Origin of the sequence: Streptomyces sp. NPDC051219, assembly GCF_040682335.1 — a bacterium.
GTDB lineage: Bacteria > Actinomycetota > Actinomycetes > Streptomycetales > Streptomycetaceae > Streptomyces.
In genome coordinates, this window is sequence record NZ_JBFBAS010000060.1 from 1 (window position 1) to 25,761 (window position 25,761).

The following is a 25,761-nucleotide window of genomic DNA, read 5'->3' on the forward strand; positions in this document are numbered from 1 at the left end:
CGTTCTGTGGGCATTGATCCGTGACGGACGGTGCTTCCAACGCGAACTCCCTGTCACAGTCGCGGCTTGACAACGTCATTAGGAGGTGTTCGGTAGGGTATTCCCCCCAACTGTCCGGTACGCGCGATGCTCGCTTCCGTGATCTCGTAGCGGATGCCGTTGCGGGGCTGTATTGACTATGTGGTGACTGAACGCCGTGCGTATCCCTCGGACTAGGGCGTGTGTCGAAAGTGGATTCGTGACGGACCGTCGGATCTTATGGCGGTGCGTTTCGGCTTGTCGGGCCGGTGGCCCGGCTGTCGCGTCGGTCGGGCGCCGGGTTCCACGGTTCCGGTGGGCGGTTCGGGGTCGTTGGGACGGGCGGTTGCTGCTGGTCAGCCGGGGTTCGGGAGGGCGTCGAGGCGCTTAATCGCGCCTGTGATCACGTCTGTCCAGGCCCAGTGGCAGGCGAATCTCAGGTGCCGGCGGCGGGCGGTGGTGACGAGCTGGGCTGCGGCGGAGAACAGCCGCAGTCGCAGGCGGCGGGGCTCCCAGAGCCGGGGCTTGCCGGTCAGGGCAAGCATCGGCATCCAGGCGAGCAGGGCGAGCTGGACGATCTCCAGCCAGATCTGGTTCTGTGCGGTTTCGTGTAGGGGCAGGTTGCGCAGGCCGGTGGCGCGGGCAGCCCGGATACGGTCCTCGGCCCGTGCTCGCTGGCGATGCCGCAGTTCGAGTGCGGCGATCGGGACGCCTGTGGTGTTGGTGGCGAACGCGGTAAGCCGCAGGCCGTCGGCGTCGGTGAAGCGCAACTGGGCGCCGGGGTGGGGGCGTTCCTTGCGGACGATCAGCCGCATCCCCTTGGGCCAGCCCTTGAGTACGTCACCGTCGAGCTCGGCGACCCAGGCGCCGTCGCGGATCTCACCGTCTGGTTCGATGGCGGGTGTCCAGGCCGGGACGGGGACCTTCAGGACCGCCTGATGAATGGCATCGGTGATGGTCATCTCGACCGAGTACGACAGCCACCGGCCCGGCTTCGCGAGCCACGCGACGAACTCGTGGGTGCGGCCGCCGGAGTCGGTGCGGATCAGTGTCTGCCGCCCGCGCCGGTGATGTTTCGGCAGCTGTGTCCGGGGCGAGTCGGGTGGCGGAGATGTGATCGGCGGCGGTGTTGCTGCCCGCGTTCCCGGGCCGCAGCAGCGCGGCCACCGGCTCGCCGGTGCCGAGTGGGCCAGCACCAGCACCCCGTCCAGGTCCACGATCACCTGACCCGCAGCGTCCGGCGACGACGTCCCGGCCAACTTCCGGACCCGCTCACGCACTTCGGCCCGAGCGGTCCGGATCGCGGTCAGCGCCTTCGGTCCGACCGCGGCGAGGGTGTCGTTTGCCACCTTCCGCGGAGATTGGTGAGGGCGGGATGACACCCTGCACGACCCGCGGCGACTCCGCTCAGGACATCGGCAACAAAACGGCAAACCTGTCACAGCATGTGGGTGATCCCGGTCAATGGAGCAGACGCATTTTTGGGCAGCCGTGGCTTTCAGCGACCACAGCCCTTGCGGGAGCCGGGCAGCCACCCCTCGAGCACGTGACGGCCGGGACGCGCTGTCCAGGAGCCGACTGTCGGAGCGGGCCATCCCGCCGCAGCCGCATGATCGCGCCGCTCGACAGCAGCAACACCGGATGAACGGAGTCATCAGAAACATGCACCTCGAGACGTCCCCCACGGGAAGTTCTCTGGACCAGGCTGTTTCTGTCTTCGTGGAGCTCCGTCCACGTCTGTTCGGCATCGCGTACCGCGTGCTCGGAAGCGCAGTCGAGGCCGAAGATGTGGTTCAGGAAGTGTGGCTGCGTTGGAGAGGGCTGATCGCTCGACAGTGGTCAGGTCCCGTGGCATTTCTGTCGAGTGCCACCACCTGGCTGGCCATCAATATGACTCAATCTGCCCGTGTGCGCCGCGAAACCTACATCGGTCCGTGGCTGCCCGAGCCCATTGACACGAGCACCGACCCGGAGGCGGGCGCTCAGAGTGCCCCGGGATTGAAGTGGTCTGCCGCGACCGTGCCCCCTTCTTCGCCGAAGGCGCCAGCACCGGGGCACCCACTGCGGTGCAGGTCGCAGACCGCTTCCATCTCTGGCGCAACCTCGGCGAAGCCGCCGAGCGATGCGTGTCGCGCCATCGGTCCTGTCTGCGAGTGCCATTCGCCTTGCCCGACTCCGAGGGCGTCACCACGCCACCGGTACCTGAAGTCGGCGCGTCGCCCTGGCCGACTGGGCACCGGTTCGCCGACCGAACCCGCGAGAAGCACGCGATCGTCCACGGAATGCTGGGCAAAGGGCACAGTCGTCGGGCTGTCGCCCGTGAACTTCGGATGACCTACCGAACCGTGCAGCGCCTGGCCGACGCAGCAATCCCAGAAGATCTCTTCCAGGGACAGTGGCAGAACCGCAGGACGAAGCTCGACGACTTCAAGCCGTACTTGCACGAGCGGTGGGCCGAGGGCTGCACGAACGCCTGGACCCTCTGGAAGGAGATCCAGAGCCACGGATACGCCGGTGGATACGGTGCCGTCCGTGCTTACCTTCGTCCCTTCCGGGACACAGTGCCGGAAGGTCGGCCGCCATCGCCCAGGACTGTCGCCGGTTGGATCCTGACCCACCCGGACGCCCTTGCGGAGAAGGAGCGGCTGAAGCTCAAGTCCGTTCTGGCCCACTGCCCCGAGCTGGACGCCCTTGCCGGGCACGTCCGTTCCTTCGGGCAGATGATCACCCAGCTCCAGGGAGAACGGCTCCCCGAGTGGATCGCGGCGGTCCGGGCCGACGACCTGCCCAGCATGCACACCTTCATCAACGGCCTCGAACGCGACCTCGCGGCCGTCACCGCCGGTCTGAGCCTGCCCTGGAGTTCAGGCGTCGTGGAAGGCCACGTCAACCGCATCAAAATGATCAAACGGCAGATGTACGGACGCGCTGGCTTCAAGCTCCTGCACAAGCGGGTACTGCTTGCCTCCTGACCTCACTGTCGGTGGCCAGTGCGACGATCCCCAGACGGCCACGTGAGGAGAGATATGGGCACCTGGGACATCGGCCCCTTCGACAACGACACCGCCGCCGACTTCGGGGGTGACCTGGACGAGGCGGCATTGGAAGAACGCGAATCCATGATCCGCGGCGTGCTCAAACGCGCCGCCGACCCTGCTGACCACCTGGATACCTCCGACGGCGAGCGAGCAGTGGCCGCGGCCGCCCTGGTTGTCGCACAGCACCCTGACGGCGAGCCGGCGTGTTCGAACTACGGCCCATCAGAGCCGCTACCGGAGCTGCCCGCAGACCTTCGAATGCTCGCCATCGACGCTCTGGACCAAGTGGTCTCCGAGCTGTCTGAACTCGCCGAGCTGTGGGCCGAAGCTGCGAACGGCCCGAAGTGGCGCCAGGACATCACCCGCCTTCGCGACGTCCTTGACCCTCTGATCCCGCCACAAGAGGATGCCCTCTTCGGCATCTAACCGGTCACCCACAGTCACGCGCCACAGAAGTTGAGCCAGAGCCAAAAATGGTTCTGGCTCAGGTTGTGTGATCCGTGCACTGTGAGTGACGACCGAACTCCTGGCGGCACCTTGGGAAGTTGCCTCAAAACGAGCAGTGGTAAGAGTGGCTGGGCCGACAGTTCGGGGCTGTGAATGAGATCTTGTTCCGGCTGGAGGCGTTGTTGTTCCCGTCGATGGCGGATGTCGCGGTGCTGTCGGTCGACGTGAACATCGCGATAGTGCGTGTTGATGTGCGGTGCACCGCCGCAGGAGCCTCGTGTCCGGGCTGCGGAGCGTGGTCCGCCCAGGTTCACGGCTCCTACCTGCGGTTTCCCGCTGATGTTCCGTGTGGGGGACGAAACGTCGTACTCCAGCTGCGGGGCCGCCGGTTCACCTGCCGGAACGCCGAGTGTGGACGTCGCACGTTCGTCGAGCAGATACCCGGCCTGACCCGAAGGTACGGCCAGCGGACTGAGCGGCTCCGCTCGACCCTGGCCGCGATCGGTCTCGCCCTCGCGGGCCGGGCCGGCGCCCGCCTGGCCGACATCGTCGGTGCACCGGTCAGCCGCAGCACGCTCCTGCGGCTGGTCGACGCACTTCCCGAGCCGGAGGTGCCCGCTCCACGGGTGGTCGGCGTCGACGAGTACGCCACCCGCAAGGGCCGCCACTACGGGACCGTCCTCGTGGATGTCGAAACCCGCCGACCCGTCGACCTGCTGCCCGACCGGGAGTCATCGAGTCTGGCCGCGTGGCTGGCTCAGCGACCCGGAATCGAGGTTGTGTGTCGGGACCGTGCACCGTTCTTCGCCGAGGGCGCCACCGCCGGCGCCCCGCAGGCCGTGCAGGTTTCGCGGATCGGTGGCACCTCTGGCACAACCTCAGCGACGCCGCCGAGCGGAGCATCGCCCAGCACCGCCGATGCCTGCGCGTCCTGGTACCCGAGACACCTGAAACAACCGAGACGGAGCCCAACCCCGCAGAGGAGTCGTCCGGCCTCGCCATGGCCGACTGGCCACCGGTTCGCCGACCGAACCCGGACCACGCATGCCACGGTCCATGCCCTGGTGGAGGCAGGGCACAGCCGCCGCGCGATCCAGCGGCAGCTCGGAATGACGAGTCGAACCGTCAAACGGTACGCGGACGCCGCCAAGCCGGAAGACCTCTTCACCGGTCAATGGCAGACCCGGACCTCGGTCCTCGACGAGTACAAGGCCTACCTCGACGACCGCTGGAACGAAGGCTGCACCAACGCCTGGAAATTATGGGAAGAGATCGTGCCGCTCGGCTACCAGGGCAGCTACCAGCGCGTTCGCGCCTACCTCCGCCAGAAACGCACCTCGCCACAGCCCGTGACAGCCCGGCTGCCGTCGCCGCATGGGTCCTCCGCCGCCCGGAAACCCTCTCCGAGGCCGAACACCTCCATCTGCAGAACGTCCGGGCCAACTGCCCCGGATCGACGCCCTCACCAGGCACGTCCGATCCTTCGCGACCATGCTCACCGAGCGCCAGGGCGAGCGACTGCCGGACTGGCTCGACGCCGTCAGGCAGGAAGCCCTCCCCAGCCTCCACACCCTCGCCGCGGGAATCGACCGCGACCGTGACGCCGTCATCGCCGGCCTCACTCTTCCCTGGAACTCGGGTGTCGTCGAAGGTCATGTCAACCGCATCAAGATGCTCAAGCGCCAGAAGTTCGGCCGAGCTGGCTTCGCACTCCTGCGAAACGAGTCCTGCTCGCCTGATGTGTCCATCGGATGAGCCATCCAGACCAGGGCAGCCGCCCTCCCAGATCAGATTGCGGGGCGACGCAGCACGTCAGTGGGCTCCCAATCGCTCTTCCAAAAGGCTTCAAGCCCGTGCTCGTTGATGAACTGCCGCTCCACCTCGTGGATGGGGAACATCCCTTGGATGTTGATCACGTCGTGACCCTCGTGTCCCGGAATGCCCACGTCGATGCCCAGGTAGTCGTCTCTGTCGAGGACCAACGGCGCGAACACGCAGAATGCCGTCATCTCTGACTCGGGCACGATTCGCTCGCCGAAGTTGATGGTGCTGCCGTAGCTGAATGGGCAGGTGCCACGGAGCTGCTCGGCGAGGAAGCCCACCGCGTGGGCCCAGATCACGTTGGTCGAGTTCACGCTGAGGCAGAGTTCAGGCGAGCCGTGCTGCCAGTCCGGATGTTCTGCCAGCGACAAGCCGTAGGTGAGCGTCGTGAGAAGCCCGTCCGACAGGTCGTCGTACACGATCTCCGTCACGCCCCGCAGCCCCTGTTTGGTCGACTCGACCGGGAAGAACTGCGGCTCTCTTCCGCCGGAAAGTCGATCAAGATGGGCGAGGTACTTCTCTACGCGACTGGCCATGTGCCCAGCCTGCACGATTGCTCAGCGGCGCAGGCCACCGGGGGCCGTCACCAATAACGCTCCGAAACAGGTCCACAGAAGCTGCGCCAGAACCGCATCCCGTGAATAGACGACAATCGAAACCGGTGCGGTCTGTCTCGCCCGTTTGTGCCGGCCGCCCCCACCAGTCGGCTCGCCCTTTCGGACGGTGAGGATGGCCGTACCGGGACGCCGCCGTGACCATGAGCAGGGGCGGCCCGATGGCGAGGAGGACTCAAGTCCAGTGAGACGGTCGTAAAGCCATGAGGTTTGTGGTGCGGGCCAAGACGAGGGGCTTGACAAACACAGAGGCACCGACTGGGCACCGACCCTGCGGTCCGCACCCGCGACCACCTCTACGCCGTCGCCGCCGAACTCAACGGCCGGCCACGCAAAACGCTTGACTAGGAAAGCCCCAGCCGAGCGCCTCCATAAACTACTCGCGGCCTGAACAACCAACCGCGTGTTGCGACGACCCCTAGACAGTGCCGTAGGGGTGGGCGGCCTCAACCGTGAAGGCGTGCCCCCGGAGCCGGGCCGCCGCTTCCCGCGCAACGGGGAGAGGAAGCTCCCGGGACGCCGCCGACACGGTCAGCGTTCGTGATTCCCGTGCTGGGCGCCGTCGCCCTCGTTGCTGTCCTCTGCAAGCCACTTCGAGTGGTGCCGGGCTGCCCATGCGCGGTCGACGTATCCGGTGCGCATCCCCCTCAAGGCCTCGGGATCGCCGTAGGCCTTCCGGATGTGTGCGACGACGACGAACGTGATCGCCCAGGCGACGACGTCGTGGATGAAGATCGCGCTGGTACGGGAGATGAACGGCAGGAGCCCCATGAGCCACATCAGCAGCCCGGTGAACATCATGACCAGCACCGCCCCGGCGATCCAGCCCGCGTAGATCTTCTGGCCCGCGTTGAACTTGCCGGCCGGTCGTGCGCCGGGTGATTTCACCCGCTTGCGCGCTGCGCGCAGCCATTGCCTGTCGTACACCGCGAAGCGGTTGAGCCGGCGGAGGTCCGCACGGAGCGTCGACGAAAAGAGGCCGAGCAAGAGGGGAGCTGGCAGGAGGATGCCCGACCACTTGTGAAGGGTGGCCATCAGATAGCGCTGCCCGACCAACTGGGCGAGCGGCCCGAGGTAGAGACATGCAGCCGTCGCCAGGCAGACCAGCATGAGCCACCCGGTGGCACGGTGCACCAGCCGCTCGGCACGGCTGAACCGCCGGATCCTCCCGGGTGGCTCAGGCCGCGGCCTTGCCCCTGTCGGCCCCTTCGAGCCAACCGTCGACGTCATATCCGCGCTCCTCCCAGTAACCGGGTATCACCTCGCTGGTGACCGAGATCCCTGACAGCCATTTGGCCGACTTGTAGAAATACATCGGGGCCACGTACAGCCGGACCGGGCCGCCGTGGGCGTGAGTGATCGGCTTGTCCTGCATGTCCAGGGCGACCAGCACGTCCGAGCGGCGTGCTTGTTCGAGGGTGAGGCTCTCGGTGTAGGCGCCGTCGAAGCAGGTGAAGTGGACGGCCGATCCCTCCGAGCGCACGCCGGCGGCGTCGAGCAGGTCTGCCAGCTTCACGCCGCTGAACGGCGTGTCGTCCACGCGCCACCCATCGGTGCACACGACGTCGGCTACGACCCGGGTCTGTGGAAGTGCGCGCAGGTCCGCGAGTGTGTAGGCCCTCGGCTGGTCGACTAGACCGTCGACGCGCAACTCGTAGTTCGTCGAGTCCTTGCGCGGTACCGAGCTGACGACGCTGAAGTACCGGAAGCCCCCCGGGTTGGGCAGCAAACCGGTGAGTCCGGTCGGGTCGGCCTGGGAGGAGGCAGCGAGAAACCCCTCCCAGCCGTTCTGCAGGTAGGGAGCGCCGACAAGCCCCGCGGCTCCCGCGGCGAACATGCCGAGCATGGCCCGGCGTCCTACTGGTGCACCGCCAGCCGTACGTTTCGGCTGCCCTGTCATGGTCACCATTCCTTTGTGTCGCGACGATCGTGGCGCCCCCACCCGGGCCTTGCTGCGGGTGGGGCGCACGGGGGTCGTCAGAGGTATCGTCAGAGGTGTCGGGGAGGGGGCGAAAGGCAGTGCTGGCCGGTGCGTTGGGCCGGCGGCGTCTGCAAGCGGCCGGCTCCGGCAGCGTGCGGCGGGGTTCTCGGGCCCACTCCTCAGCAGCTGTGCGTCACCTGTTCAACTGGTGTTGGCATGCTGACACGCCAATTCGTGACCAGTCAAGACGGTGACGAATTGCTCACAGTCGAAAGGGGCACATGGGCCGCACTTCGCGGGCCTGGAAGCGCCGAGAGCTGCAGTACCGGGGCCGGCAGGTCCGGTATGCCGGCGCGATCCGTCGTGGTCGTCAGCGCTGCATGTGGACGGTGAAGTGACGCTCCGTCTCACCCGCGGGGACCGTGCGGATGAAGCCCTGAGCGGTGCGGTAGTCGCCCGAGCCGCCGGTGATGCTGACGTCGACGGAGGCCAGGGCGGGCAGGTGCAGCAGCGATTGCGCGGCGAACTGTCCCTCAGGGAGCGCGAAGGGGCATGAGCGTCCACAATGTTTCCCTTCCCGGGCCCAAGTGCGGCTGGCTGTCCGCGAACCCATCGCGCTGATCGTGCCCGACGTCGCGCTGGCAAGCGTCTTCGCCACGTACACCCTCAACCAGCTCGCGGCCCGCAGGGAACGGCTGCGCAGTGCACGACGAAGGGCCGCGGCCCGGTGGGTGTCCGCTGAGTCTCCAGTTTCCATTCCAGCGGTGGTGGAAGGTTCACGGCGGTCCGTCGGTGGGCTTCTTGCAGTTCGGCTTCGCCGATGCGCGCCCGCACCCGCTCCAGGGACAGCTCCAGCCACCGTTCGATGATCCGCAGCCGGTTCATATCGGGTGGACGGTCGAAGGCGTCGACGCTCAGCAGCCTGGCCCCCGGTCCGGCTGGTCAGGGATCCTATCCACGGCGACTACGTAGCCTTGTCCGCGTCGGTCCGCTCGTGGACGTGCTTCAGCGCCATCCGGGCCTCCACCACCATCTCGCCCGAGAGTGCCGACCAGTACGGATGCGTGGTCACCGTGATCGACAGCGCGCGCAGGTGCCTGCGAAGCCGCTCCACCTCCGCTGCCTGCTCGGCGGTGTAGCCGGGGCTGTCCGGGAACGACACGGTCCGGTCACTCAGCATGTGCTTGCCCGAAGTCCAGCCCGGCTCCGGTCGCCGACCCAGGGTAGGGTCCTGCAGAGGGCTGTGTAGCGCGCGTACGTCTGATGCAGCTGCAGCTGTGCGGCCTGGAGATCGTCGGGGAAGTCGTACTGTTCAGCCACCACTCAGTAGTACGTATGTTCGAACGACTTTTGTGTGTGGGCATGCCGACCCGTGTGAGTGATCGTTCAGCGCTGCATCCGCCACTCGGTGGCGTGCCGCGCCAGGGTGAGGACATGCGCATCAGCCGACTCTGCACTGTGATCCTGCTTCTCACTGGCACGGGCGGGTGTCTGGCGGTCCCCGCAGGCCCCTCCGTTCCCCGGGGCGCCGCCTCGTCGAAGGCGTCGGCGCCGACGGACCTCGAGAGCGAGCCGGGGCCCTTTTCGTGGGGTGCGTGCCATCCGGCGGCCTCGCCGGCTAACGAATCAAGGGGCAGGGCCGGGGTGTGTCGTCGGCCCGGCCTGACGCCACACAGGGGGGCCAGCTCCGGCAGCCCGGGTTTGCAGAACATCCGCGCCGTGTCGACGGTGGACGGTGTGCCGGCCGTCGGGTCGGTGCCGCCCGCGAGAAGGGCGCGGACGACCTCGCGCTCCGCCTGAAGATGCCCCTGCGAGAGGCGTCTGGCCGCGGTCGCTGGCCCGACCGGGTCAGCGACCGCGGCTCAGTCCAGCTGTGTCACCGTGCGTAGAGATTGCTACTCGACGAACATGGCGGTGAAGGGCGGTGGGAGCGATGGAAGTGCGCTTGGTCGGGAGTGGACGCATCGGAGTGCTGCCTTCGAACGACTGGGCTTTCCATGACGCGGCGGGCACGAACTGGCTCGCTATGTATTCCGCTGAGTGCAGCAGGTCGCCTGGTCACCTCACGGCGGGTCGCTGCCGAACGTCTTGCAGGACAGGGAGGTGAGCTGCTCACGAGGTGCCGTGGCCGAAACCGGTGGAGCGCCTGAGGAGTGGCATGCTCCGCGACTTTCATGCTCAAGTGCGTGTCTGCTCGCCGGACCGTGCCTGCCTCAGACACGATGCCGCTCGCCTGCGGCTTGTCTGCGGCTGCCGCGATGACTCGCCGGACCGGATTTTCGTCGTGGTGTGCCCGGAAAGTTGTTTCCCCTACGTACCCAGCTACCGGGCCGCGCTCGGAGCGAGGATCCGCCGGCATCCGCTTCCGCTGCTGGATTGCATTGGTACCGCACCTTGGTCGATATCAGCGATGTCCCGTACTCACAAGACGGAGGAAGCATGCGCAAGTCCAAGCGCCAGGACCGCTCCGCGCTGACCGATGAAGAGCTCACCGCGCTCGACGCCCACTGGAGGGCCGCCAACTACCTTTCCGCCGGGCAGATCTACCTCATGGGCAATCCGCTGCTCAAGCAGCCCCTGGAGCCCAAGCACATCAAGCCGCGGCTCTTGGGGCACTGGGGCACCTCCCCGGGGCTCAACCTCGTGCACACGCACATGAACCGGGTCATCAGGCAGCGAGGTGTCTCCGCGCTGTGCATCTGGGGCCCGGGCCACGGCGGTCCCGCCGTGCTCGCCAACGCCTGGCTGGAGGGCAGCTACAGCGAGACCTACCCCGATGTGAGCCGGGACGAAGCCGGCATGGAGCGGCTGTTCCGGCAGTTCTCCTTCCCCGGCGGCGTGCCCAGCCACGTCGCACCCGAGACACCCGGGTCCATCCATGAAGGCGGCGAACTGGGCTACGCGCTGTCGCACGCCTATGGTGCCGCGCTCGACAACCCGGAGCTGCTGGTCACCTGTGTTATCGGTGACGGCGAAGCCGAGACCGGGCCGCTCGCCGCCTCGTGGCACTCCAACAAGTTCCTCGACCCGGTGCATGACGGCGCCGTTCTGCCGGTCCTGCACCTCAACGGCTACAAAATCGCCAACCCGACGGTGCTCGCCAGGCTCCCCGAGGCGGAACTCGACGAGCTGCTGCGCGGATACGGCCACGAGCCCCTGCACGTTGCCGGCGACGACCCCCGCCAGGTGCACCGGGCCATGGCGGCCGCGATGGACACCGCACTTGACCACATTGCGCAGATTCAGCGGGATGCGCGCACCGGCGGCACGACCGTACGTCCGCGCTGGCCCGTGATCGTCCTGCGTACTCCGAAGGGCTGGACCGGCCCAGCCGAGGTCGACGGCCTGCCGGTCGAAGGCACCTGGCGCGCGCACCAGGTCCCGCTCGCCGGAGTGCGTGACAATCCCGCCCACCTCGCGCAGCTGGAGGACTGGCTGCGCTCGTACCGCCCCGAGGAGCTGTTCGACGAGCACGGCCGGCCCCGGCCCCATGTGCTGGCCTGGGTGCCGGAAGGCGGCCGCCGGCTCGGCGCGACCCCGCACGCCAACGGCGGCCTGCTCCTGCGAGAGCTGCCCATCGCGCCGCTCGAACGGTTCGCTGTACCCGTTGACAAGCCTGGCGCAACTCTGCACGAACCCACCCGGGTCCTGGGCGACCTGCTGGCAAGCGTCATGGCAGCCACCGCCGACCGCCGCGACTTCCGGCTCGTCGGACCGGACGAGACAGCGTCGAACCGCCTCCAGGCGGTGTACGAAGCGAGCGGCAAGGCCTGGCAGGCGCAGACTCTGCACACCGACGAGCATCTGGACCGGCATGGCCGGGTGATGGAGATACTGTCGGAGCACACCTGCCAGGGGTGGCTGGAGGGCTATCTCCTCACCGGCCGGCACGGGCTGTTCTCCTGCTACGAAGCGTTCGTACACATCGTCGACTCGATGGTCAACCAGCACATCAAGTGGCTCAAGACGTCCCGGTCCCTGCCCTGGCGCGCGCCGGTCGCCTCCCTCAACTACCTGCTGACCTCGCATGTGTGGCGCCAGGACCACAACGGCTTCTCCCACCAGGACCCCGGCTTCGTCGACCATGTCCTGAACAAGAGCCCCGAAGTCGTACGGGTTTACCTGCCTCCGGACGCCAACACTCTGCTGTCCGTCGCCGACCACGCGCTGCGCAGCCGCGACTACGTCAACGTGATCGTCGCCGGTAAACAGCCCTGCTTCGACTGGCTTTCGCTCGAGGAGGCACGCCTCCACTGCGCGCGCGGCGCCGGAGTCTGGGAATGGGCGGGCACCGAGGACGCCGGCCGTGAGCCCGATGTCGTGCTGGCCTGCGCGGGTGATGTCCCCACCCAGGAGGTACTCGCCGCAGCCGGCCTGCTTCGCAGCCATCTGCCCGGCCTCGCCGTACGCGTCGTCAATGTCGTCGACCTGGCACGGCTCCTGCCTCACGAGGAGCACCCCCACGGCATGGCCGACTCCGAGTACGACGCCCTGTTCACCACCGACAAGCCGGTGATCTTCGCGTACCACGGCTACCCGTGGCTGATCCACCGGCTCGCCTACCGCCGCGCCGGCCACGCCCACCTGCACGTACGCGGCTACAAGGAGATGGGAACCACCACCACACCGTTCGACATGGTCGTGCGCAACGACCTCGACCGCTACCGCCTCGTGATGGACGTCATCGACCGCACCCCCGGACTCGGCGTACGCGCGGTGGGCGTACGGCAGACCATGGCGGACGCCCGCACACGCCACCATGCCTGGATCCGCGAACACGGCACCGACATGCCCGAGATCGCCGACTGGGCCTGGGACGGGTGATCAGCCGAGCTGCAGCCCAACGGGCCCGTACGACGCCGACCGCGCGGCTCTGCTCGTCCGCGACGGGGAGTGCGCAGGCGCTCTTTGGACGACCAGTGGGTCGCGGCTGGAGCCGCTGTCGCCTCCGATGCCGAGGGTGGTCCGGCCCTGGCTACAGTGGTCCGATGCGTGAAACGCCCGAAGAACTCAACGAGCTCCAGGCCATGCTCGACGCCTCCCTGTCCCGCTCCACCGCTCACCTCCGCTCGATCATCACCGAGCGCACCCTGACCGCGGAGCAGCTCACCCAGATCCTGACCGGCATGTGCACGCTCGCCCTGTCCACCGTGACGGCGAAGGGCGAGCCGCGGATCAGCGGCGTGGACGGGCATTTCCTGCACGGCAAGTGGTACTTCGGCACGGCGCGCAGCGCCGCCAAGGCCCGCCACCTCGCCGCCCGCCCCGCCACCAGCGTCGCGCACATGCGCGGCGAGGACCTGGGCGTGTTCACGCACGGCACTGTGGAGATCCTCAACCCCGAGGAAGGCGAGCCGGCCTCGGACTGGCCGGACCTGCTCGCGTACTTCAAGGACTTCTACGGCGACGACGCCTTCGACTGGACCACCGGCGTGGTCTTCTACCGGCTGCGCCCGCACTGGATGACCGTCTACGCCCCCGACGTCGCGAAGCTCACCGCCAAGTGACCGCATCAGGCCGTGGTTTAGGAAGGGCGAGTGGCCGGCCACTTGGTGGGGTCGCCCGCGATGCGGTCGGTGCTGGTCTCGACGGCGACCTCGTGATCTTGATGTGAAATGATTTTGGTTCGTGGCACGTGGAGATCTGACGGACGAGCAGTGGGCTGTGCTGGAGCCGCTGCTGCCGAAAGGCAAACAGCCGGGCCGGCCGCCGATATGGACCCGGCGGCAGCTGATCGACGGCATACGGTTCCGGGTCCGCACCGGCATCCCCTGGCGGGATGTGCCCGGGCAGTACGGGCCGTGGGGCCGGGTCTACGACCTGTTCCGCCGCTGGCAGAGGGATGGCACCTGGCAGCGGATCTTCACCCGGCTCCAGGCCCGGGCGGAGGCGAAGGATCTGATCACCTGGGACCTCAACGTCGACTCCACCGTCTGCCGGGCCCACCAGCACGCCGCAGGAGCGAGGAAAAGGGGGACCTTCAAAAGGAACCGCCCGGCGGGATCGTCACCGAGCCGGACGATGCTCGGGCCCTCGCCGGTCTCGGCGATCCACTCGCGGATGCAGCCCAGTTTACCGACCCTGCAAGCGGCATCAGTCTCTGGCCTGGGGCGATGCGTCACGTAGATGGCCGCCAGGCAGCCTCGGGCTCCCGCAGCCCTGCTCACAGCTCCGGTAGCTCCGGATAAACCAGGCTGCCCTCGTACATCGGCTGGCTGTTGTTCGGCGAGCCGAAACGTGCCAGGCAATGCCAGACCGCCTTGAGCGCCTGCGGGTCGTAGCGGCCTGTGCGAGCGGCGTCGCCGATGATTCGAGGATCGAGCTGGCCGTCCACTGCAATCTCGGCGCCCAGCTCAACGTACTCGGGCCCGCGGTAGTCCGGGTGGCGTCGTAGCTCCTCAGGGGTGAGGCGGAATCCGGCGTGCCATTCAATGGGGCACGGGAGCCGCTGAGCGGCAGATTCCACGGCCGTGCGGCGGTAGCTCGGATCCAGGACCAGTGCCTCGATGTCGCGGTCGAGCCTGACGGGCCCGTGCACCTGGGCCTCGATGTAGTCGTCCAGGTCGTCCTGGTCATCGGCCTCGGCCAGTTCGATCAGCGCCATGCGTGACGCAACGCCGAAGTCCGAAGGTTCGAGGAAGCTGTCCGGGTAGCAGAACGTGGTTCGTGGAAGGGCTGCGGCGGTCAGCCTGAAGTGGGCGGACCCGAATCGCGGCGCCGCGCCGACCGGCTTACTACGGAAGTTCAGCGCGCCGTAGACCGGGCGCTCGTAGGCAGCTGCGCTGTCATAGGCACCGGCGAATATTCGGCTTTCCCACCGCCAACGGTCCCCTCCGGGATGGGCCGTCAGCCCCCCGTTGCTCGTTCCGGTGACGAACTGCGAGTGGTAGATGCCGTCGTCCGCCAGCTGGAGGAGCGTCTGTCGGTCGCCCATCAAACGATCAGGATGGAAGTTCAGCGTCACATGTAGCCGGGAGTCGAGCGCACTCCCTGATGACAGAGCTGCGACATGGCGGAGAGCTCGCTCTTGCGGGGACTGGGACGTGTCAACGCTCATCCGCGCAGTGTGCCTTGGTGCGATCTACTGTCGCATCTGGGCTGCCTCCGCTCACCCGACCGACCGACGGGGACATGGTCAGGCACGCACCAGCGCGGATGTCGCGCGCTTGTCACCTGGAACGCGAACCGTTGTTGCTTCGGTCCTGCGTCCCGGCAATCAGGTCATGGGGCTGCTGCGGTGTGTTCTGTTCGAGGAGCTGGGCTTCGAGGTCGGCGACGCGTCTGTCGATGAAGCGGAGGTTGGACCGGGCTCCCTCCAGCCGTTCCTGCAGTTTCCGGTGTTCTTGGGTGAGCTGGTGGACTGTGGACTCGGTGCTTGAGTGTGGTGTTGTCCGTGACAAGCCGTTGAACGGATTCGCCGGGGACCATCTGGTCGACCCAGGCGGCTTTGATCCGCTCGTGCCCCTCCTGGCCTTCCCGATCGTGGCGGCTGCGGCTGCGGCTGTCGGCGGCTGCGTTCTTCACGAGGGATCGGGCGTCGGTGTTTTCGTAGCAGAAGGTGACGGACACGCCGGCTCGCTCGGCGATGGCCCGGACGGTCAGCCGGCCGCGCTCGCGATGGAGCTGGCTGGTCGCCGTTTCGACCTGCGTCAGTTTCCGTTGCGTCTGGCGGCGGCGGGCAGCGCTGGCGGCTTCGGTGGCGTGTGGCCTCATGCGACCTGACCGTTCTCTTCGTGCTGGGCCAGTTCCCGCCGGCGGTCTGTCGATGCTTCCGGAGCCGGTGACACCACCCCCCAGGCCATGCGTTCGACAGGAGGAGAAAGTCATGCCGATCATGCCGACTCAGGAGGCCGGGCGCCCCATTGCGGGGCCACCAAGAAGGTAATGGGGGAAGGTAGCGGGATCAATCAGAGCCGGAACGCTGTTGCGGTCAACCATTTGAGGACTGCGTTTGTTTGTCCCTGGGCTGTCTCACGCTTGTGTCTCGCCGTCGGCTTGCCTGGTCCGCTCGAGGCCGTCGAGCAGGAGGCGCAGGCCGAACCGGAACTCCTCCGGGAGCGGCACATTGGTCAGGTCGTCGGCGGCGGCGGCGGTGGCCGGGTAGGTGTTCGGGTCGAGGGCCCGGTAGTAGTCACGAAGGTGTGATTGGTCCTCGGAGCTGGGGGAGCCGGGGCCGTGTTGCTGGATGGCGAAACCGACGACGTAGTGGCCGATCGCGGTGAAGGCGCGGGCGGCCAGGGCGACCGGAAAGCCGAATCCCTGGAGGAGCCGCAGGATCCGCTCACGATTGGCCAGGCCGTTCGGCCCGACGGGTACCTGAGCTACCAGCAAGGGGAGGGCGTTGGGGTGCCGACGCAGTGTGTCGTAGAAGGCCTGCGCCCCGACCTCGACGGCTTCCCGCCAGGACAGCCCCTCGACCGACTCGGGGGTGACCTTGACCTCGCCGAGGATCCGGTCCACCACATGGGCGAGGAGTTCGTCCTTGCCCGCGAAGTGCCGGTAGAGCGTCGCGGTGCCCGATTCCAGGGCGTCGGCCAGCATCCGCAGGGTCAGTGCCTGTACCCCGACCTCGTCGACGAGCTTCAGCGCCGTATCGATGATCCGGCCGACGTCCACGGGCGGTCGCCCGCGCCGGCCCGTAGACGGGGCCGGGGGGCGGCTCGCCCACCAGGCGGGGCTGCCAGGAACAGCTGACGGCTCTGGGGCCACGGGTGTGCCTCACTCTCCTCGAAGCTCAGCATTACGAGTACGGCGTAGCCATAAATAAGTTTTCGGTGCTAGCGTATCCGTTATGCCTTCCAGTACCGCACCCACGACTCCCAGGCACATGCGGGCCGCTCAGATCGGCCGGTTCGGCGCAGCTCAGGACGTCTTCGAGGTCATAGAAAACTCACCGACACCCGCCCCCGGCGAAGGGGAAGTCCTCGTCCGCCAACGGGCCACCTCGGTCAATCCGATCGACTGCCGCAGACGTGGTGGCTACGGCCAGAAGCTGATGAAGCTCCGGGGCCCCGCCGGTTTCCCGCTCACCTTGGGCAACGACGTGTCCGGGGACATCGTGGCGGTCGGGCACGGCGTAACTGGCCTCGCTGCGGGCGAGGCCGTCTTCGGCGCCAAAGAGCCGTCGAGGCAGGGCACTTACGCCGAGTACTGCGTCGTCAAAGCCGACCAGGTCATCCGCAAGCCCGATGTTCTGTCCTACGCAGAGGCCGCCGCGCTCCCTTATGCGTTCCTGTCCGCGTGGGCCGCACTGCGCGCCGCGGGGCTCCGGCCTGAGACTGCGGCGGGGAAGCGGGTGTTTCTGCAGGGCGGCACCGGCGGCACCGGCGTTGTCACCCTGCAGGTGTGCAAGGCGCTTGGCGCATACGTCGCCACGACGGCGGGGCCGGCAGGCATGGAACTCTGCCGTGAGCTGGGCGCCGACAAGGTGATCAACTACCGGACGCAGGACTTCACCCAGCACCTGAACGCCATCGACTTCGCGGTCTGCCTCGCCGACCAGGCAGAGGAGAAGGAGATGCTCTCCATTCTGCGGAGGGGGCCCGGTGCCGGTTACGGCACTCTCGTCCACCCCCTGATGCGCCTGGTCGATGAGAAGGGACTGCTCCGCGGCGGTGTCCAGGCTGCCGCGACATTCCTGAGCCGGCGGCTGGTTCAGGCGTGCCGGCGTCGCAGCTACGGATGGGCCCTCTTCGAACCGGACCGGGCGGCTCTGGAGATGCTGGCCGGGCTGGCCGGCGAGGGCAAGGTGAAGGCCGTCATCGACCGGACCTATCCGCTCTCCGACATCGCCGGCGCGCAGGAGTACGTCGAGCGCGGACGTGCGAAGGGGAAGGTCATCGTCGACATCGGATGAGCGGTTCTGACCGTGGGCGCAACGCATGACTCGAGGGAAGTGAGGCAAGGACGATGTCCCGTCCCAAAGTGTGCCGCATGGCCGATCGAGCGGCCGAATACCAGCGTCTGGGGATCGCCAGGGGTGACATCGCACCCTGGGAGGACGGCTTCCGCTCCCGTCCCGGCGGCCCCGGAACCTTCGAGTGGTGGTACTTCGACTTCGTACTCGACGACGGGTCCACCCTGGTGATCAACTTCATGGCCAAGGACTTCCGGGTCGGCAAGGGCGTCAACCAGCCGCCGGCGCCAGTGGTCACCATCGAGCTCGACCGGCCGGACGGCACTCACAGCGAACGGACCTCACCGACGCATCCTGACGACCACGACTTCGCCACCGACCGGTGCGACGTCCGCATCGGCCGCAACCGCATCTCCGGCGACCTGCACACCTACCGCATCCACGCGGACGTCGACGGGGTCGTCGCCGATGTCACCCTCACCGGGCAGGTTCCCCCCTGGAGGCCGGAGACCGGCCACGTCGTATTCGGCGAGGAGAAGCAGAAGTACTTCGCGTGGCTGCCCTCCGTCCCCCAGGGCCGCGTCGAAGCAACCCTCACCATCGACGGCGCCACCGAGACCCGCACAGGCACCGGCTACCACGACCACAACTGGGGCGACGCGGAGATGACCCGCCTCATGCACCACTGGTACTGGGCACGCGCCGAGGCAGGCGACTACACCGTGATCACCTCATACATCACCGCCGCGAAGAAATACGGCTCCGCCGAGATCCCCATCTTCATGCTCGCCAAGGACGGCAAGATCCTCGCTGACCAGGGCAACTTGGTGCGCTTCACCAAGTACGACGAACGACCCGACCCGGCCACCGGGAAGCCGGTCGCGAACACCCTCATGTACGACTACGACGCCACTGCCGAGGGCGGCGAACACTTCCGGGTCACCTTCCGCCGCGAAAACACCATCGTGCAGGACCGCATGATCGAATCCCTTAAGGGTCCCAAACGAATCCTGGCCCAACTCGCCGGATTCAACGGCGCCTACCTGCGCTTCACCGGCCAGGTCACCGTCGAGCGCCTCACACACGACGAGGACGGCGACAGCGCGAGCGCACCGGCCCTGTGGGAACTCATGTACTTCGGCAAGCACTGAAACTGGCCCCGGTCGACGGGCGTCCGCGCGCTTCCGTCGTTCCGGCAATTGATCCTTCCGGCCCAGCGGGCGATGAACGTACCCCGCAACGGAGCCTCCGCATCCAAGGAGACGACGGCCCATGCCCGACCGCTACGCCGCCCGTGTGATCGACGTTCCCAATGAGGGCATCCGCCTCGAGCCGACTCCGGAGTCGGTCACGCCGGAGCAGCCGACGGAGATCAATCTGCTCGGCATGGCCATTGCGCGCGCCCTCGGAGCCGCGGCCTACGAACACCATCCGGCCGCACGGAATCCGCAGGCGCGGACGATCGAGGCCCTGTTGGCAGGGGAAGCCACAATGCCTTGGTGCTCGCCTCGCGATGGCACGCCCGCCGCCCGAGAGCGTGGGACCGTCCCGTATGTCGTTTGCGAGCGGGCCGGAACGGGAGTCTTCGTCTGCGGGGTGCGCTACCGCGCCGTCGACGCCGACCGCCCGTGACGGGTGAGCGAACTTCCGGTGGCCGTCACACGAATTCCGCCTGGCCCCGACGCGCCTTGCTCGAAGCATCGGCGACGGCCTGGAGGAGCCGTTCCAAGGTGCCATGGGCCGACCACAGCATGTGCCGCTTGTGGACGGTCAGCCATGGGCTGAAGCGTTCGGGCAGCTTGCGACACTGGCAGCCGCTGCTGAGCCGGTGGATGATCCCGTTGACCCCGGGATCGCCGCGCTTCCCGTGCCGTTCCCCGCTGATCGGCCCGCGCGATGCCGTATCCGCGCCGCGAGGGTACGTCTCGTTCATGATGGTCGTCTCCCGTCTCTTCAGCATCACGCCGGGTGGAATGGGGCGCCATCCGGGACAGAGAGGGCACAGGCTGCTCAGACCGCCGCAGCACAAGCCGCCGTCTGAAACCTGTGGGACGGTGTGAGTCCGGGGGGCGTGGGGTTCTCCACGGAAACCGCTCCAGGAGGCCGGGCATGGGCGAAACGATCGAAACCGACGTCGGCGGGATCTGGGTCGAGCGCCGAGGCGAGGGACCTGACATCCTGCTCATCGCGGGGCTCAGCGACCCCGCCGAGGCGTGGCAGGCACAGCTCGACGGGCTCGCCGACCGCTACCGCCTCACCGCCTACGACAACCGCGGCACCGGTCGCACGCCGCTGCCCGAGGGACCTCTGTCGGTGCCCGGGATGGCGGAGGACGCGGCCGCGGTGCTGCGCGCGATGGACATCCGGGCCGCGCATGTCGTGGGCTTCTCGGGAGGCAGCCGCATCGCGCAGGAGCTGGCGCTCAACCATCCCCGGCTCGTCCGCAGCCTCGTCCTCATGAGCACCTGGGCCCGTCCCGACGCCTACTTCCGCTCCATGACGGACTTCTGGCACTGGATGGCCGAGCGAGCACCGAACGAGCGCGCGATGCTGGAGGCGTTCCTGCTGTGGATCTACACTCCGCGGGCGCACGCCGACGGCACGGTTGATCGGATCATCGAGGAGACGCTGGCCTTCCCGCATCCGCAGTCCGTCGAGGCATTCCAGCGCCAGCTCGCACCGTTCAGGACACATGACACGCTCGACCGCCTGGCTGAGATCACCGCGCCGACACTGGTACTGGCCGGTGAACTGGACATCGCCACGCCGCCGCGCCTCGGGCGCGCGGTTGCCGAGAGGATCCCGGGTGCGCGGTTCGAGGTGCTGCCCGGCGAGGCCCATCAGCCCTTCCAGGAGGTCCCCGACACCTTCAACTCACGGGTCGACGCCTTCTGGCAGGAAGTCCAGGCCCGGGGCTGAGGAACGCCCGGCGGCCGGATGCCGGCCCTGCCGGTCGGTGCAAAGGTGTCGTCGGACAGGTCGAGGGTCTCCCGAACGTGTCGCGGTTGGTGGGCAGAGCGGCCGACAGCTTGTGGAGGTAGGGGTATTCATCGAGCAGGAAGCGATCGCCTATCTGACCGGGCTGTTGCCGGCGGAACTTGCCGACGATGTCGAGGGCGTCGCTGCCGACCTGGGCTGCTCCCCCTGGCGCTGGGCCACGCGGCGGCGTACATGCTCGACCAGGACCCGACCTGTGCCGGCTACCGCCGCCGCTTCGCAGACCGGCGCCGCAACCTGGCTCTCCTCTCCCCGAAAGCCACCTCCACGCAGACCGACCTGGCCAACGCCCTGGAGCGCACCAAACGCCTGTCATCCAGAGTGCGACAACTGGAGAAGCGCCTTTCTGCAATGCTCGGCGAGACCGCCTGGACCGAATCCGGCCTCGGGGCGGCGGCCGACATCGACCAGCTCCAGCAACGCATCGCGATGCTCAACCAGGAACTCGCCGCCACACGAGGCCAACTCGACGAACGGACCGAAGAACTGTAGGCCGCCCGCGCCGCCAACCGCGAGCGACAAGAGCCCTGAACCAGCGCACGTGAGCCTGCGTGTCACGGCTGTCCGGAGAAGTTCACGGGATCTGCGGGGGCTTTCCTGGCGCGACACCGGGGCCCAGGGGGCGGTGAAGGTCCTCAGACGGTGACCTGGGACTGTGCCGGGCTGAGATAATACACGGCGGTCTGTTCGGCGTGAAGGGCAAGCAGCCCCTGCAACTCCTCCGCTGCGGTCTTGAGGAGGTGGCCGTCACGGGTGGCGTGGAGGGTTTCGAGGACGAAGGCCACGTGTGTGGAGTCCTCGGTCACGCGGGTGCGGTGGGCGTCGCGGTGGTTCCAGTGGCGGGTCAGGACGCCGGTGGTGTCCGCGTAGATGATCTCGCCGGGCTTGGGGTTCTCGACGGTGTCGGGTTCGCCGAGCGGGGCTTCTTCGCGAAGCGGCGGCCGAGCGCGTCGACGCTGGGGCGGAGGCGGCGGGGGTTGGTGCCGAAGGAGCGGTAGGCGGTGTGCCACGCCTCGATACGGGGGTCGGTCTCGTCGGCGGGCTGCCAGGTGCCGTCGGCGACCTGCTGCTCCAGGTCCTCCACGGCGGCGGTGGTGTGCGGCCAGGGTTCACGGCCACGCAGGCCGGTGGCGGTGACCAGGGCGATGAGGGTGTCGGGGAAGGCGTCCGCGATGGCGGGGGCGATGCGGAAGAGGGTCATGGGCGGGGTTTCCCTTCCTGCGTACGGCGGGCGGGTGGTGGGGTCAGGACTTCCAGGGGCCGATGCGGTCCAGGCGGCGGCGCTGCTGGAGGGAGGTTGGAACGTCGAGGCCCTGACCGCGTGCGGTGAGCTGGTCGGCGACGGCGGTGCGGTGCTCGACGGGCTTGTGGTCGTCGTACTTGAACTTCGCCACCACTTCGGTGACTTCCAGGCGCAGGCCGCGGATGCCGGGCAGCATCCGGCCGTAGGGGGGCTGGTCGACGGTGACGGGGGCGTGGTCGCCGTCGGGCTGGAAGTGGGCGAGCTGGCGGCGCAGCAGCTCGGCTTTGTCCTCGGGGTCGTCGACGATGTGGGCGCGGCAGGTGAACTGGACAGCCGTGTAGTAGCTGGTGGGGACGCCGTCGGTGGGCGGCGTGCCGGGCTTGGCGCGCCAGGGGCCGGGGATGAAGGCGTAGTCGCCGAAGACGGTGAGCAGGACGTTCGGGTCGTGCTCGATCGCCTTCCAGGCCGGGTTGGGGCGGGCGAGGTGGACCAGGAGGTGGCCGGTGTCGCTGGTGAAGTGGGTGGGGAGGGCGACGGGTGCGTGGTCGGGCAGGCCGTTGACGCTGAGGATGCCGAAGTCGCGGCCGCCGGCGATCCAGGTCTGCCATTCGGCTTCGTCCAGGCTGGCGTCCCAGGGCTGGATGAACATGCTGTGCTCCATGCGCGGTGGCGGAGGGGAGGGGCTGGGGGTGTGGCTCAGGTGAGGGCGAGGAGGCTGACGGCGACGGCGGCGGTGCCCAGGCCGACGAGCTGGCCGCGGTGGATGCGTTCGGCGAGCACGGTGCGGGCGAGCAGGACGGTGCCGGCCGGGTAGAGGGCGGTGATCACGGCGACGACGGCGAGGTCCCCGCTGCGGGCGGCGAGCAGGAACAGCAGGTTCGCCACCGAGTCCAGCACGCCGGCGGCAGCCGACATTGCGTAGGCAGGCCGCTCGGAGCCCAGCTTGCGGTACATCAGTCCGGCCGTGGCCAGGGTGACGGCCGAGGAGACTGCCCGGCCCACGATCAGCGGAGCAACCCCGCTGTCGGACGGCGCCTGGTGCAGGCAGATCAGCTGCAAGGCGATGGCGGCGCCCGCTCCGAGGGCCAGCAGCAGCGCGGTACGCGACGGGCGCGCCGACCCGGCGCCGTGTCCGGCGCTGACCATCACCACCGCGGCCAGCGCGAGCGGCAGCCCGATCAGTCCGGCGGCGCCCAGGTGCTCGCCCTGCAGAAGGCCCACACCGACCGGCAGCATGGCGGACACCAGCGCGGTGATGGGCGAGAGCACGTTCATCGGGCCGATCGCCAGGGTGCGGTAGAGCAGGGCGAACGCGGCGGCCGAGGCGACACCGGACGCGGCGCCCCACCCCAGGACGCCGACGCTGAACGAGGCGCCGAGGAACGGCCACAGCAGCAGCTCGACCGCGAGCGAGGCCGGGGCCGCGATCATCACGGTGCGCAGCACATGAGCCTTACGGGCGCCGAGGCCGCCGAGGAAGTCGGCGCATCCGTAGGCGAGGGAGCTGCCCAGGGCCAGCAGCAGAGCGATCACGGTACATCCCTTACTATTTCAATGGAACGACTAAACCGTACAACGGATCGACCGGGCTGTGTCAACCAAACGACCGGACGGTGCATTGAAGTGGTCCACTGGCGAGGATGGTGATCGGATGGCCGAGACAGAGGCAGCCCTGCGGACGCTCGCGCACAACGTCAGGGTGGCCCGCACCCGCGCGGGCCTGTCCCTGGACGAACTCGGCCGGCGCGCCAAGGTCAGCAAGGGCGCCCTGGTCGGGTTGGAGAAAGCCCAGGGCAACCCGAACTTCGCCACCCTGGTCCGGCTGGCCGACACCCTCGGCGTCTCCGTCTCCGCCCTGATGGAGGGGCCGGCCGAAGGTCGCGTGCGTGTCGTGACCGCCGACGCCGTGATGCCGCTATGGACCGGAGCGCAGGGCGGCGAGGCCCGGCTCATGCTGACGACCTCGGGCCCGGCCCCGGTCGAGGTCTGGCGCTGGAAAATCGAACCGGGCGAGGAATACCCCAGCCACCCCCACCAGGCCGGCGTCGTCGAAACCGTCAGTGTCACCGCCGGCCGGATGACCCTGGTCGTCGACGGCACAGAGCATCCCGTCGAAGCCGGGGAGACCGCCACCTTCGACGGCGACGCCGCCCACACCTACCGCGGCTCCGGCACCGAGACCTGCCACCTGATCATGACCGTCCACCTACCGCCCGGTCCAACGTCCACCACCTGACCAGCATCACGTCGGCGAAGGTCGCAGTGGCGTGCGGGCCGCCTCAGGTCAGTCCGTCGCCGCTGGACCGACGGCATGGCCGCCGATCTCTCCATAGCTGGGTGTCGGCGTGATCTCGCCCGGTGCGACAGCGTCGTGCGCGGCTGAGGCCCTCCCATGATCGGGTGATAGCGCCACACCTGTAGCGCCCGCTACCGTCATCCGTACCGGCGCTGAGCTGCACGAAGACGTCGAACCTTGCCTCGCGCTACACCTCCAGCCCCCCAGCGAAGTCAGGGAACGCGGTTGGCGCCATGACCGGATACAACACATGTTCGATTTATGGTCGGCACACAGACCACCGGCTGTCCCACCCCCACACCAGCGTCCTGAGCCGACAGCGTGAGCCGCGGACAGACGTCGAGGAACCGACGGCAACCGTTGACGGGCGTGTATCGATGAATCGCCCGGTGCGTCGCCCCGCGGCCAGCAGGGTAATACGCAACGCCGCCACGACGCGTTTCCCCAGCGGCTTGACACGATAGAGCGGCCAGGGGGAGCCGCCCCCACCTGCTCAGCCCCGACGACGAGGGCTTCGGGCGGCCGGGTCCGCTTCCCTCCGCGCCCGGGCACGGTCGAAGGACCACGCGCCCAGACCCACCAGTACGGCCGCCCCGAGTCCATACAGCGGCAGCCACCGGGTCGTGGTGGCTGCCAGGCAGTCGGCAACGGCGTCACGGCTTTGACTGTCCTGCGCGTAAGCCAGGGCGGCACCGTCGCGACCGGCGAGGTTCGTCAGCGAGGCCTCTGTGCGGAGGCTCTCGTACTTGCCCATCTCCCGACAGTCGCTGCGAGTGCCTGGCATCGGAAAGAGCCACGCCGAGCGCTGCAGCGCCGGAGCCAGCGCGATCGCGACGCACAGGCCCACCACCAGCGAGTATGCGGGTGCGTTCGTGGACCAGGTCGTCCCGTCGTTCGGTCAGCAGTCGCAGGATGGTGGTCTGGTCTTCCTGGACCACGGGCCGCAGGTCGTGGCGGAAGAGGGCGACCTGGGCGACGTGGAGGGCGTCCTTGGCGTCGGTCTTGCGGTCTCCGCCGGTGGCCAGCAGTCGGGCCCGGGCCGAAAGGGTGGAGGGCACGTCGACGACGTTCTCGCCCGCGGCGGCCAGCTGCTGGGCGAGCGAGCGGCCCAGGCCGCCGGCGCCTTCGACGGCGAATCGGCGCTCGGGCCACTGCTCGCACCAGCGCATCAGCTGGCGGAAGGTTCCGGCGTTGACGACGAACCGGCGCTGGGCCACCCGGTGGCCTGCGGCGTCGACGGCGACGGCGGTGTGGGACGACTTGTGGGGATCGATGCCGATCAGGATCACGGGATGCTGGCCTCACACTCGATGAGACAAGAAGAAGAGTGCGGTGGGCACCCTGACTTGAAGTCACTGCGTCACCTTCATGCCTCTGTCGAGCCACACCGCGCGGGTGTCGGCCAGCGGCGGCACGCTATCAGTGAGCCAGCCCGAGGGCGGCAAGGAGCACTGCGGGCCCGTGCCGACCGACACCCTGGACGCTACGGCTGCAGACCGAGCGTCTGGGC

The 25,761-nt window shown here is 68.2% G+C and carries 25 protein-coding genes and 6 pseudogenes; 16 read left to right on the forward strand and 15 right to left on the reverse strand.

Annotation, left to right across the window (positions count from 1 at the left end; translation table 11 throughout):
• Nucleotides 1-374: 374 nt before the first annotated feature.
• Nucleotides 375-1,358, reverse strand: a pseudogene (locus tag AB0M62_RS33600) (IS1380 family transposase); the annotation flags it as partial.
• A gap of 322 nt (nucleotides 1,359-1,680) precedes the next feature.
• On the opposite strand from AB0M62_RS33600, the pseudogene AB0M62_RS33605 reads away from it, so the two are divergent.
• From AB0M62_RS33605 to AB0M62_RS33630, 6 genes and pseudogenes are all read left to right on the forward strand, one after another.
• A pseudogene (locus AB0M62_RS33605) lies at nucleotides 1,681-2,022 on the forward strand (sigma factor); the annotation flags it as partial.
• Nucleotides 2,022-2,099: pseudogene (locus AB0M62_RS33610) on the forward strand (hypothetical protein); the annotation flags it as partial. The pseudogenes AB0M62_RS33605 and AB0M62_RS33610, both read left to right, overlap by 1 nt.
• Nucleotides 2,100-2,348: 249 nt before the next feature.
• Nucleotides 2,349-2,990 (forward strand): transposase, encoded by a 642-nt coding sequence (locus AB0M62_RS33615; protein WP_366078146.1) that lies wholly within the window; start codon nucleotides 2,349-2,351, stop codon nucleotides 2,988-2,990.
• A gap of 54 nt (nucleotides 2,991-3,044) precedes the next feature.
• Nucleotides 3,045-3,482 (forward strand): DUF4259 domain-containing protein, encoded by a 438-nt coding sequence (locus AB0M62_RS33620; protein ID WP_366078124.1) that lies wholly within the window; start codon nucleotides 3,045-3,047, stop codon nucleotides 3,480-3,482.
• Nucleotides 3,483-3,697: 215 nt separating this feature from the next.
• Entirely contained in the window at nucleotides 3,698-5,104 is a 1,407-nt protein-coding gene (locus AB0M62_RS33625; RefSeq protein WP_366078147.1) for an ISL3 family transposase, read from the forward strand.
• Nucleotides 4,995-5,258, forward strand: a complete 264-nt coding sequence (locus AB0M62_RS33630; RefSeq protein WP_366078125.1) for a transposase — start codon at nucleotides 4,995-4,997, stop codon at nucleotides 5,256-5,258. Before AB0M62_RS33625 ends, AB0M62_RS33630 begins: the two co-directional genes overlap by 110 nt.
• A gap of 32 nt (nucleotides 5,259-5,290) precedes the next feature.
• Here the strand turns inward: AB0M62_RS33630 and AB0M62_RS33635 are convergent, their stop codons facing one another.
• The 6 genes and pseudogenes from AB0M62_RS33635 to AB0M62_RS33660 all read right to left on the reverse strand — a co-directional run.
• Nucleotides 5,291-5,860 (reverse strand): suppressor of fused domain protein, encoded by a 570-nt coding sequence (locus AB0M62_RS33635; protein WP_366078126.1) that lies wholly within the window; start codon nucleotides 5,858-5,860, stop codon nucleotides 5,291-5,293.
• A 609-nt stretch (nucleotides 5,861-6,469) separates the two neighbouring features.
• Nucleotides 6,470-7,168 (reverse strand): cytochrome b/b6 domain-containing protein, encoded by a 699-nt coding sequence (locus AB0M62_RS33640; RefSeq protein WP_366078127.1) that lies wholly within the window; start codon nucleotides 7,166-7,168, stop codon nucleotides 6,470-6,472.
• Entirely contained in the window at nucleotides 7,116-7,784 is a 669-nt protein-coding gene (locus tag AB0M62_RS33645; protein ID WP_366078128.1) for a molybdopterin-dependent oxidoreductase, read from the reverse strand. The genes AB0M62_RS33640 and AB0M62_RS33645 overlap by 53 nt, the downstream gene beginning before the upstream one ends.
• Before the next feature lie 445 nt (nucleotides 7,785-8,229).
• Entirely contained in the window at nucleotides 8,230-8,517 is a 288-nt protein-coding gene (locus tag AB0M62_RS33650; protein WP_366078129.1) for a hypothetical protein, read from the reverse strand.
• Nucleotides 8,518-8,823: 306 nt separating this feature from the next.
• The gene (locus tag AB0M62_RS33655) at nucleotides 8,824-9,021 is read right to left on the reverse strand and encodes a hypothetical protein (protein WP_366078130.1); all 198 of its coding nucleotides are present in this window, start codon (nucleotides 9,019-9,021) and stop codon (nucleotides 8,824-8,826) included.
• Nucleotides 9,022-9,565: 544 nt separating this feature from the next.
• A pseudogene (locus AB0M62_RS33660) lies at nucleotides 9,566-9,719 on the reverse strand (ankyrin repeat domain-containing protein); the annotation flags it as partial.
• Between the two features lie 579 nt (nucleotides 9,720-10,298).
• Between AB0M62_RS33660 and AB0M62_RS33665 the strand changes: the two are divergent.
• The 3 genes from AB0M62_RS33665 (at nucleotide 10,299) to AB0M62_RS33675 (ending at nucleotide 13,985) form a co-directional block, all read left to right on the forward strand.
• Nucleotides 10,299-12,683, forward strand: a complete 2,385-nt coding sequence (locus AB0M62_RS33665; protein ID WP_366078131.1) for a phosphoketolase family protein — start codon at nucleotides 10,299-10,301, stop codon at nucleotides 12,681-12,683.
• A 164-nt stretch (nucleotides 12,684-12,847) separates the two neighbouring features.
• The gene (locus AB0M62_RS33670) at nucleotides 12,848-13,366 is read left to right on the forward strand and encodes a pyridoxamine 5'-phosphate oxidase family protein (RefSeq protein ID WP_366078132.1); all 519 of its coding nucleotides are present in this window, start codon (nucleotides 12,848-12,850) and stop codon (nucleotides 13,364-13,366) included.
• Nucleotides 13,367-13,487: 121 nt separating this feature from the next.
• Entirely contained in the window at nucleotides 13,488-13,985 is a 498-nt protein-coding gene (locus AB0M62_RS33675; RefSeq protein WP_366078133.1) for an IS5 family transposase, read from the forward strand.
• Nucleotides 13,986-14,022: 37 nt separating this feature from the next.
• Here AB0M62_RS33675 and AB0M62_RS33680 read toward each other — a convergent pair whose 3' ends face one another.
• Nucleotides 14,023-14,916 (reverse strand): DUF3626 domain-containing protein, encoded by an 894-nt coding sequence (locus AB0M62_RS33680; protein ID WP_366078134.1) that lies wholly within the window; start codon nucleotides 14,914-14,916, stop codon nucleotides 14,023-14,025.
• On the opposite strand from AB0M62_RS33680, the gene AB0M62_RS33685 reads away from it, so the two are divergent.
• Nucleotides 14,903-15,238: a hypothetical protein gene (locus AB0M62_RS33685; protein WP_366078148.1), complete on the forward strand. Its 336-nt coding sequence runs from the start codon at nucleotides 14,903-14,905 to the stop codon at nucleotides 15,236-15,238. The genes AB0M62_RS33680 and AB0M62_RS33685 overlap by 14 nt on opposite strands.
• A gap of 175 nt (nucleotides 15,239-15,413) precedes the next feature.
• Here AB0M62_RS33685 and AB0M62_RS33690 read toward each other — a convergent pair.
• Together AB0M62_RS33690 and AB0M62_RS33695 are read right to left on the reverse strand one after the other, a co-directional pair.
• Nucleotides 15,414-15,695, reverse strand: a pseudogene (locus AB0M62_RS33690) (hypothetical protein); the annotation flags it as partial.
• A 135-nt stretch (nucleotides 15,696-15,830) separates the two neighbouring features.
• Entirely contained in the window at nucleotides 15,831-16,475 is a 645-nt protein-coding gene (locus tag AB0M62_RS33695) for a TetR/AcrR family transcriptional regulator (protein WP_366078135.1), read from the reverse strand.
• 175 nt (nucleotides 16,476-16,650) lie between these two features.
• Between AB0M62_RS33695 and AB0M62_RS33700 the strand changes: the two genes are divergently transcribed.
• The 3 genes from AB0M62_RS33700 (at nucleotide 16,651) to AB0M62_RS33710 (ending at nucleotide 19,347) form a co-directional block, all read left to right on the forward strand.
• Complete coding sequence (locus AB0M62_RS33700; RefSeq protein WP_366078136.1) at nucleotides 16,651-17,715, forward strand: zinc-binding dehydrogenase; 1,065 nt, start codon at nucleotides 16,651-16,653, stop codon at nucleotides 17,713-17,715.
• 77 nt (nucleotides 17,716-17,792) lie between these two features.
• Complete coding sequence (locus AB0M62_RS33705; RefSeq protein WP_366078137.1) at nucleotides 17,793-18,866, forward strand: lipocalin-like domain-containing protein; 1,074 nt, start codon at nucleotides 17,793-17,795, stop codon at nucleotides 18,864-18,866.
• A 121-nt stretch (nucleotides 18,867-18,987) separates the two neighbouring features.
• Nucleotides 18,988-19,347, forward strand: coding sequence for a hypothetical protein (locus AB0M62_RS33710; protein ID WP_366078138.1), 360 nt, complete (start codon nucleotides 18,988-18,990; stop codon nucleotides 19,345-19,347).
• 25 nt (nucleotides 19,348-19,372) lie between these two features.
• Here AB0M62_RS33710 and AB0M62_RS33715 read toward each other — a convergent pair whose 3' ends face one another.
• A complete protein-coding gene (locus tag AB0M62_RS33715; RefSeq protein WP_366078139.1) occupies nucleotides 19,373-19,648 on the reverse strand; it encodes a transposase in 276 nt (91 codons plus the stop codon).
• Nucleotides 19,649-19,824: 176 nt separating this feature from the next.
• On the opposite strand from AB0M62_RS33715, the gene AB0M62_RS33720 reads away from it, so the two are divergent.
• A complete protein-coding gene (locus tag AB0M62_RS33720; protein ID WP_366078140.1) occupies nucleotides 19,825-20,634 on the forward strand; it encodes an alpha/beta fold hydrolase in 810 nt (269 codons plus the stop codon).
• Between the two features lie 252 nt (nucleotides 20,635-20,886).
• Nucleotides 20,887-21,204 carry a hypothetical protein gene (locus AB0M62_RS33725; protein WP_366078141.1) on the forward strand — a complete coding sequence of 106 codons (318 nt, stop codon included), beginning with the start codon at nucleotides 20,887-20,889 and terminating at the stop codon, nucleotides 21,202-21,204.
• A gap of 143 nt (nucleotides 21,205-21,347) precedes the next feature.
• On the opposite strand, the pseudogene AB0M62_RS33730 reads toward AB0M62_RS33725, so the two are convergent.
• The 3 genes and pseudogenes from AB0M62_RS33730 to AB0M62_RS33740 form a co-directional block, all read right to left on the reverse strand.
• Nucleotides 21,348-21,913: pseudogene (locus AB0M62_RS33730) on the reverse strand (hypothetical protein).
• Nucleotides 21,914-21,956: 43 nt separating this feature from the next.
• A complete protein-coding gene (locus tag AB0M62_RS33735; RefSeq protein ID WP_366078142.1) occupies nucleotides 21,957-22,604 on the reverse strand; it encodes an FMN-binding negative transcriptional regulator in 648 nt (215 codons plus the stop codon).
• A 47-nt stretch (nucleotides 22,605-22,651) separates the two neighbouring features.
• The gene (locus tag AB0M62_RS33740) at nucleotides 22,652-23,488 is read right to left on the reverse strand and encodes an EamA family transporter (protein WP_366078143.1); all 837 of its coding nucleotides are present in this window, start codon (nucleotides 23,486-23,488) and stop codon (nucleotides 22,652-22,654) included.
• A gap of 118 nt (nucleotides 23,489-23,606) precedes the next feature.
• Between AB0M62_RS33740 and AB0M62_RS33745 the strand changes: the two genes are divergently transcribed.
• Nucleotides 23,607-24,191 carry an XRE family transcriptional regulator gene (locus tag AB0M62_RS33745; protein WP_366078144.1) on the forward strand — a complete coding sequence of 195 codons (585 nt, stop codon included), beginning with the start codon at nucleotides 23,607-23,609 and terminating at the stop codon, nucleotides 24,189-24,191.
• 713 nt (nucleotides 24,192-24,904) lie between these two features.
• Here AB0M62_RS33745 and AB0M62_RS33750 read toward each other — a convergent pair.
• The gene (locus tag AB0M62_RS33750) at nucleotides 24,905-25,540 is read right to left on the reverse strand and encodes a transposase (protein WP_366078145.1); all 636 of its coding nucleotides are present in this window, start codon (nucleotides 25,538-25,540) and stop codon (nucleotides 24,905-24,907) included.
• Nucleotides 25,541-25,761: the final 221 nt, after the last annotated feature.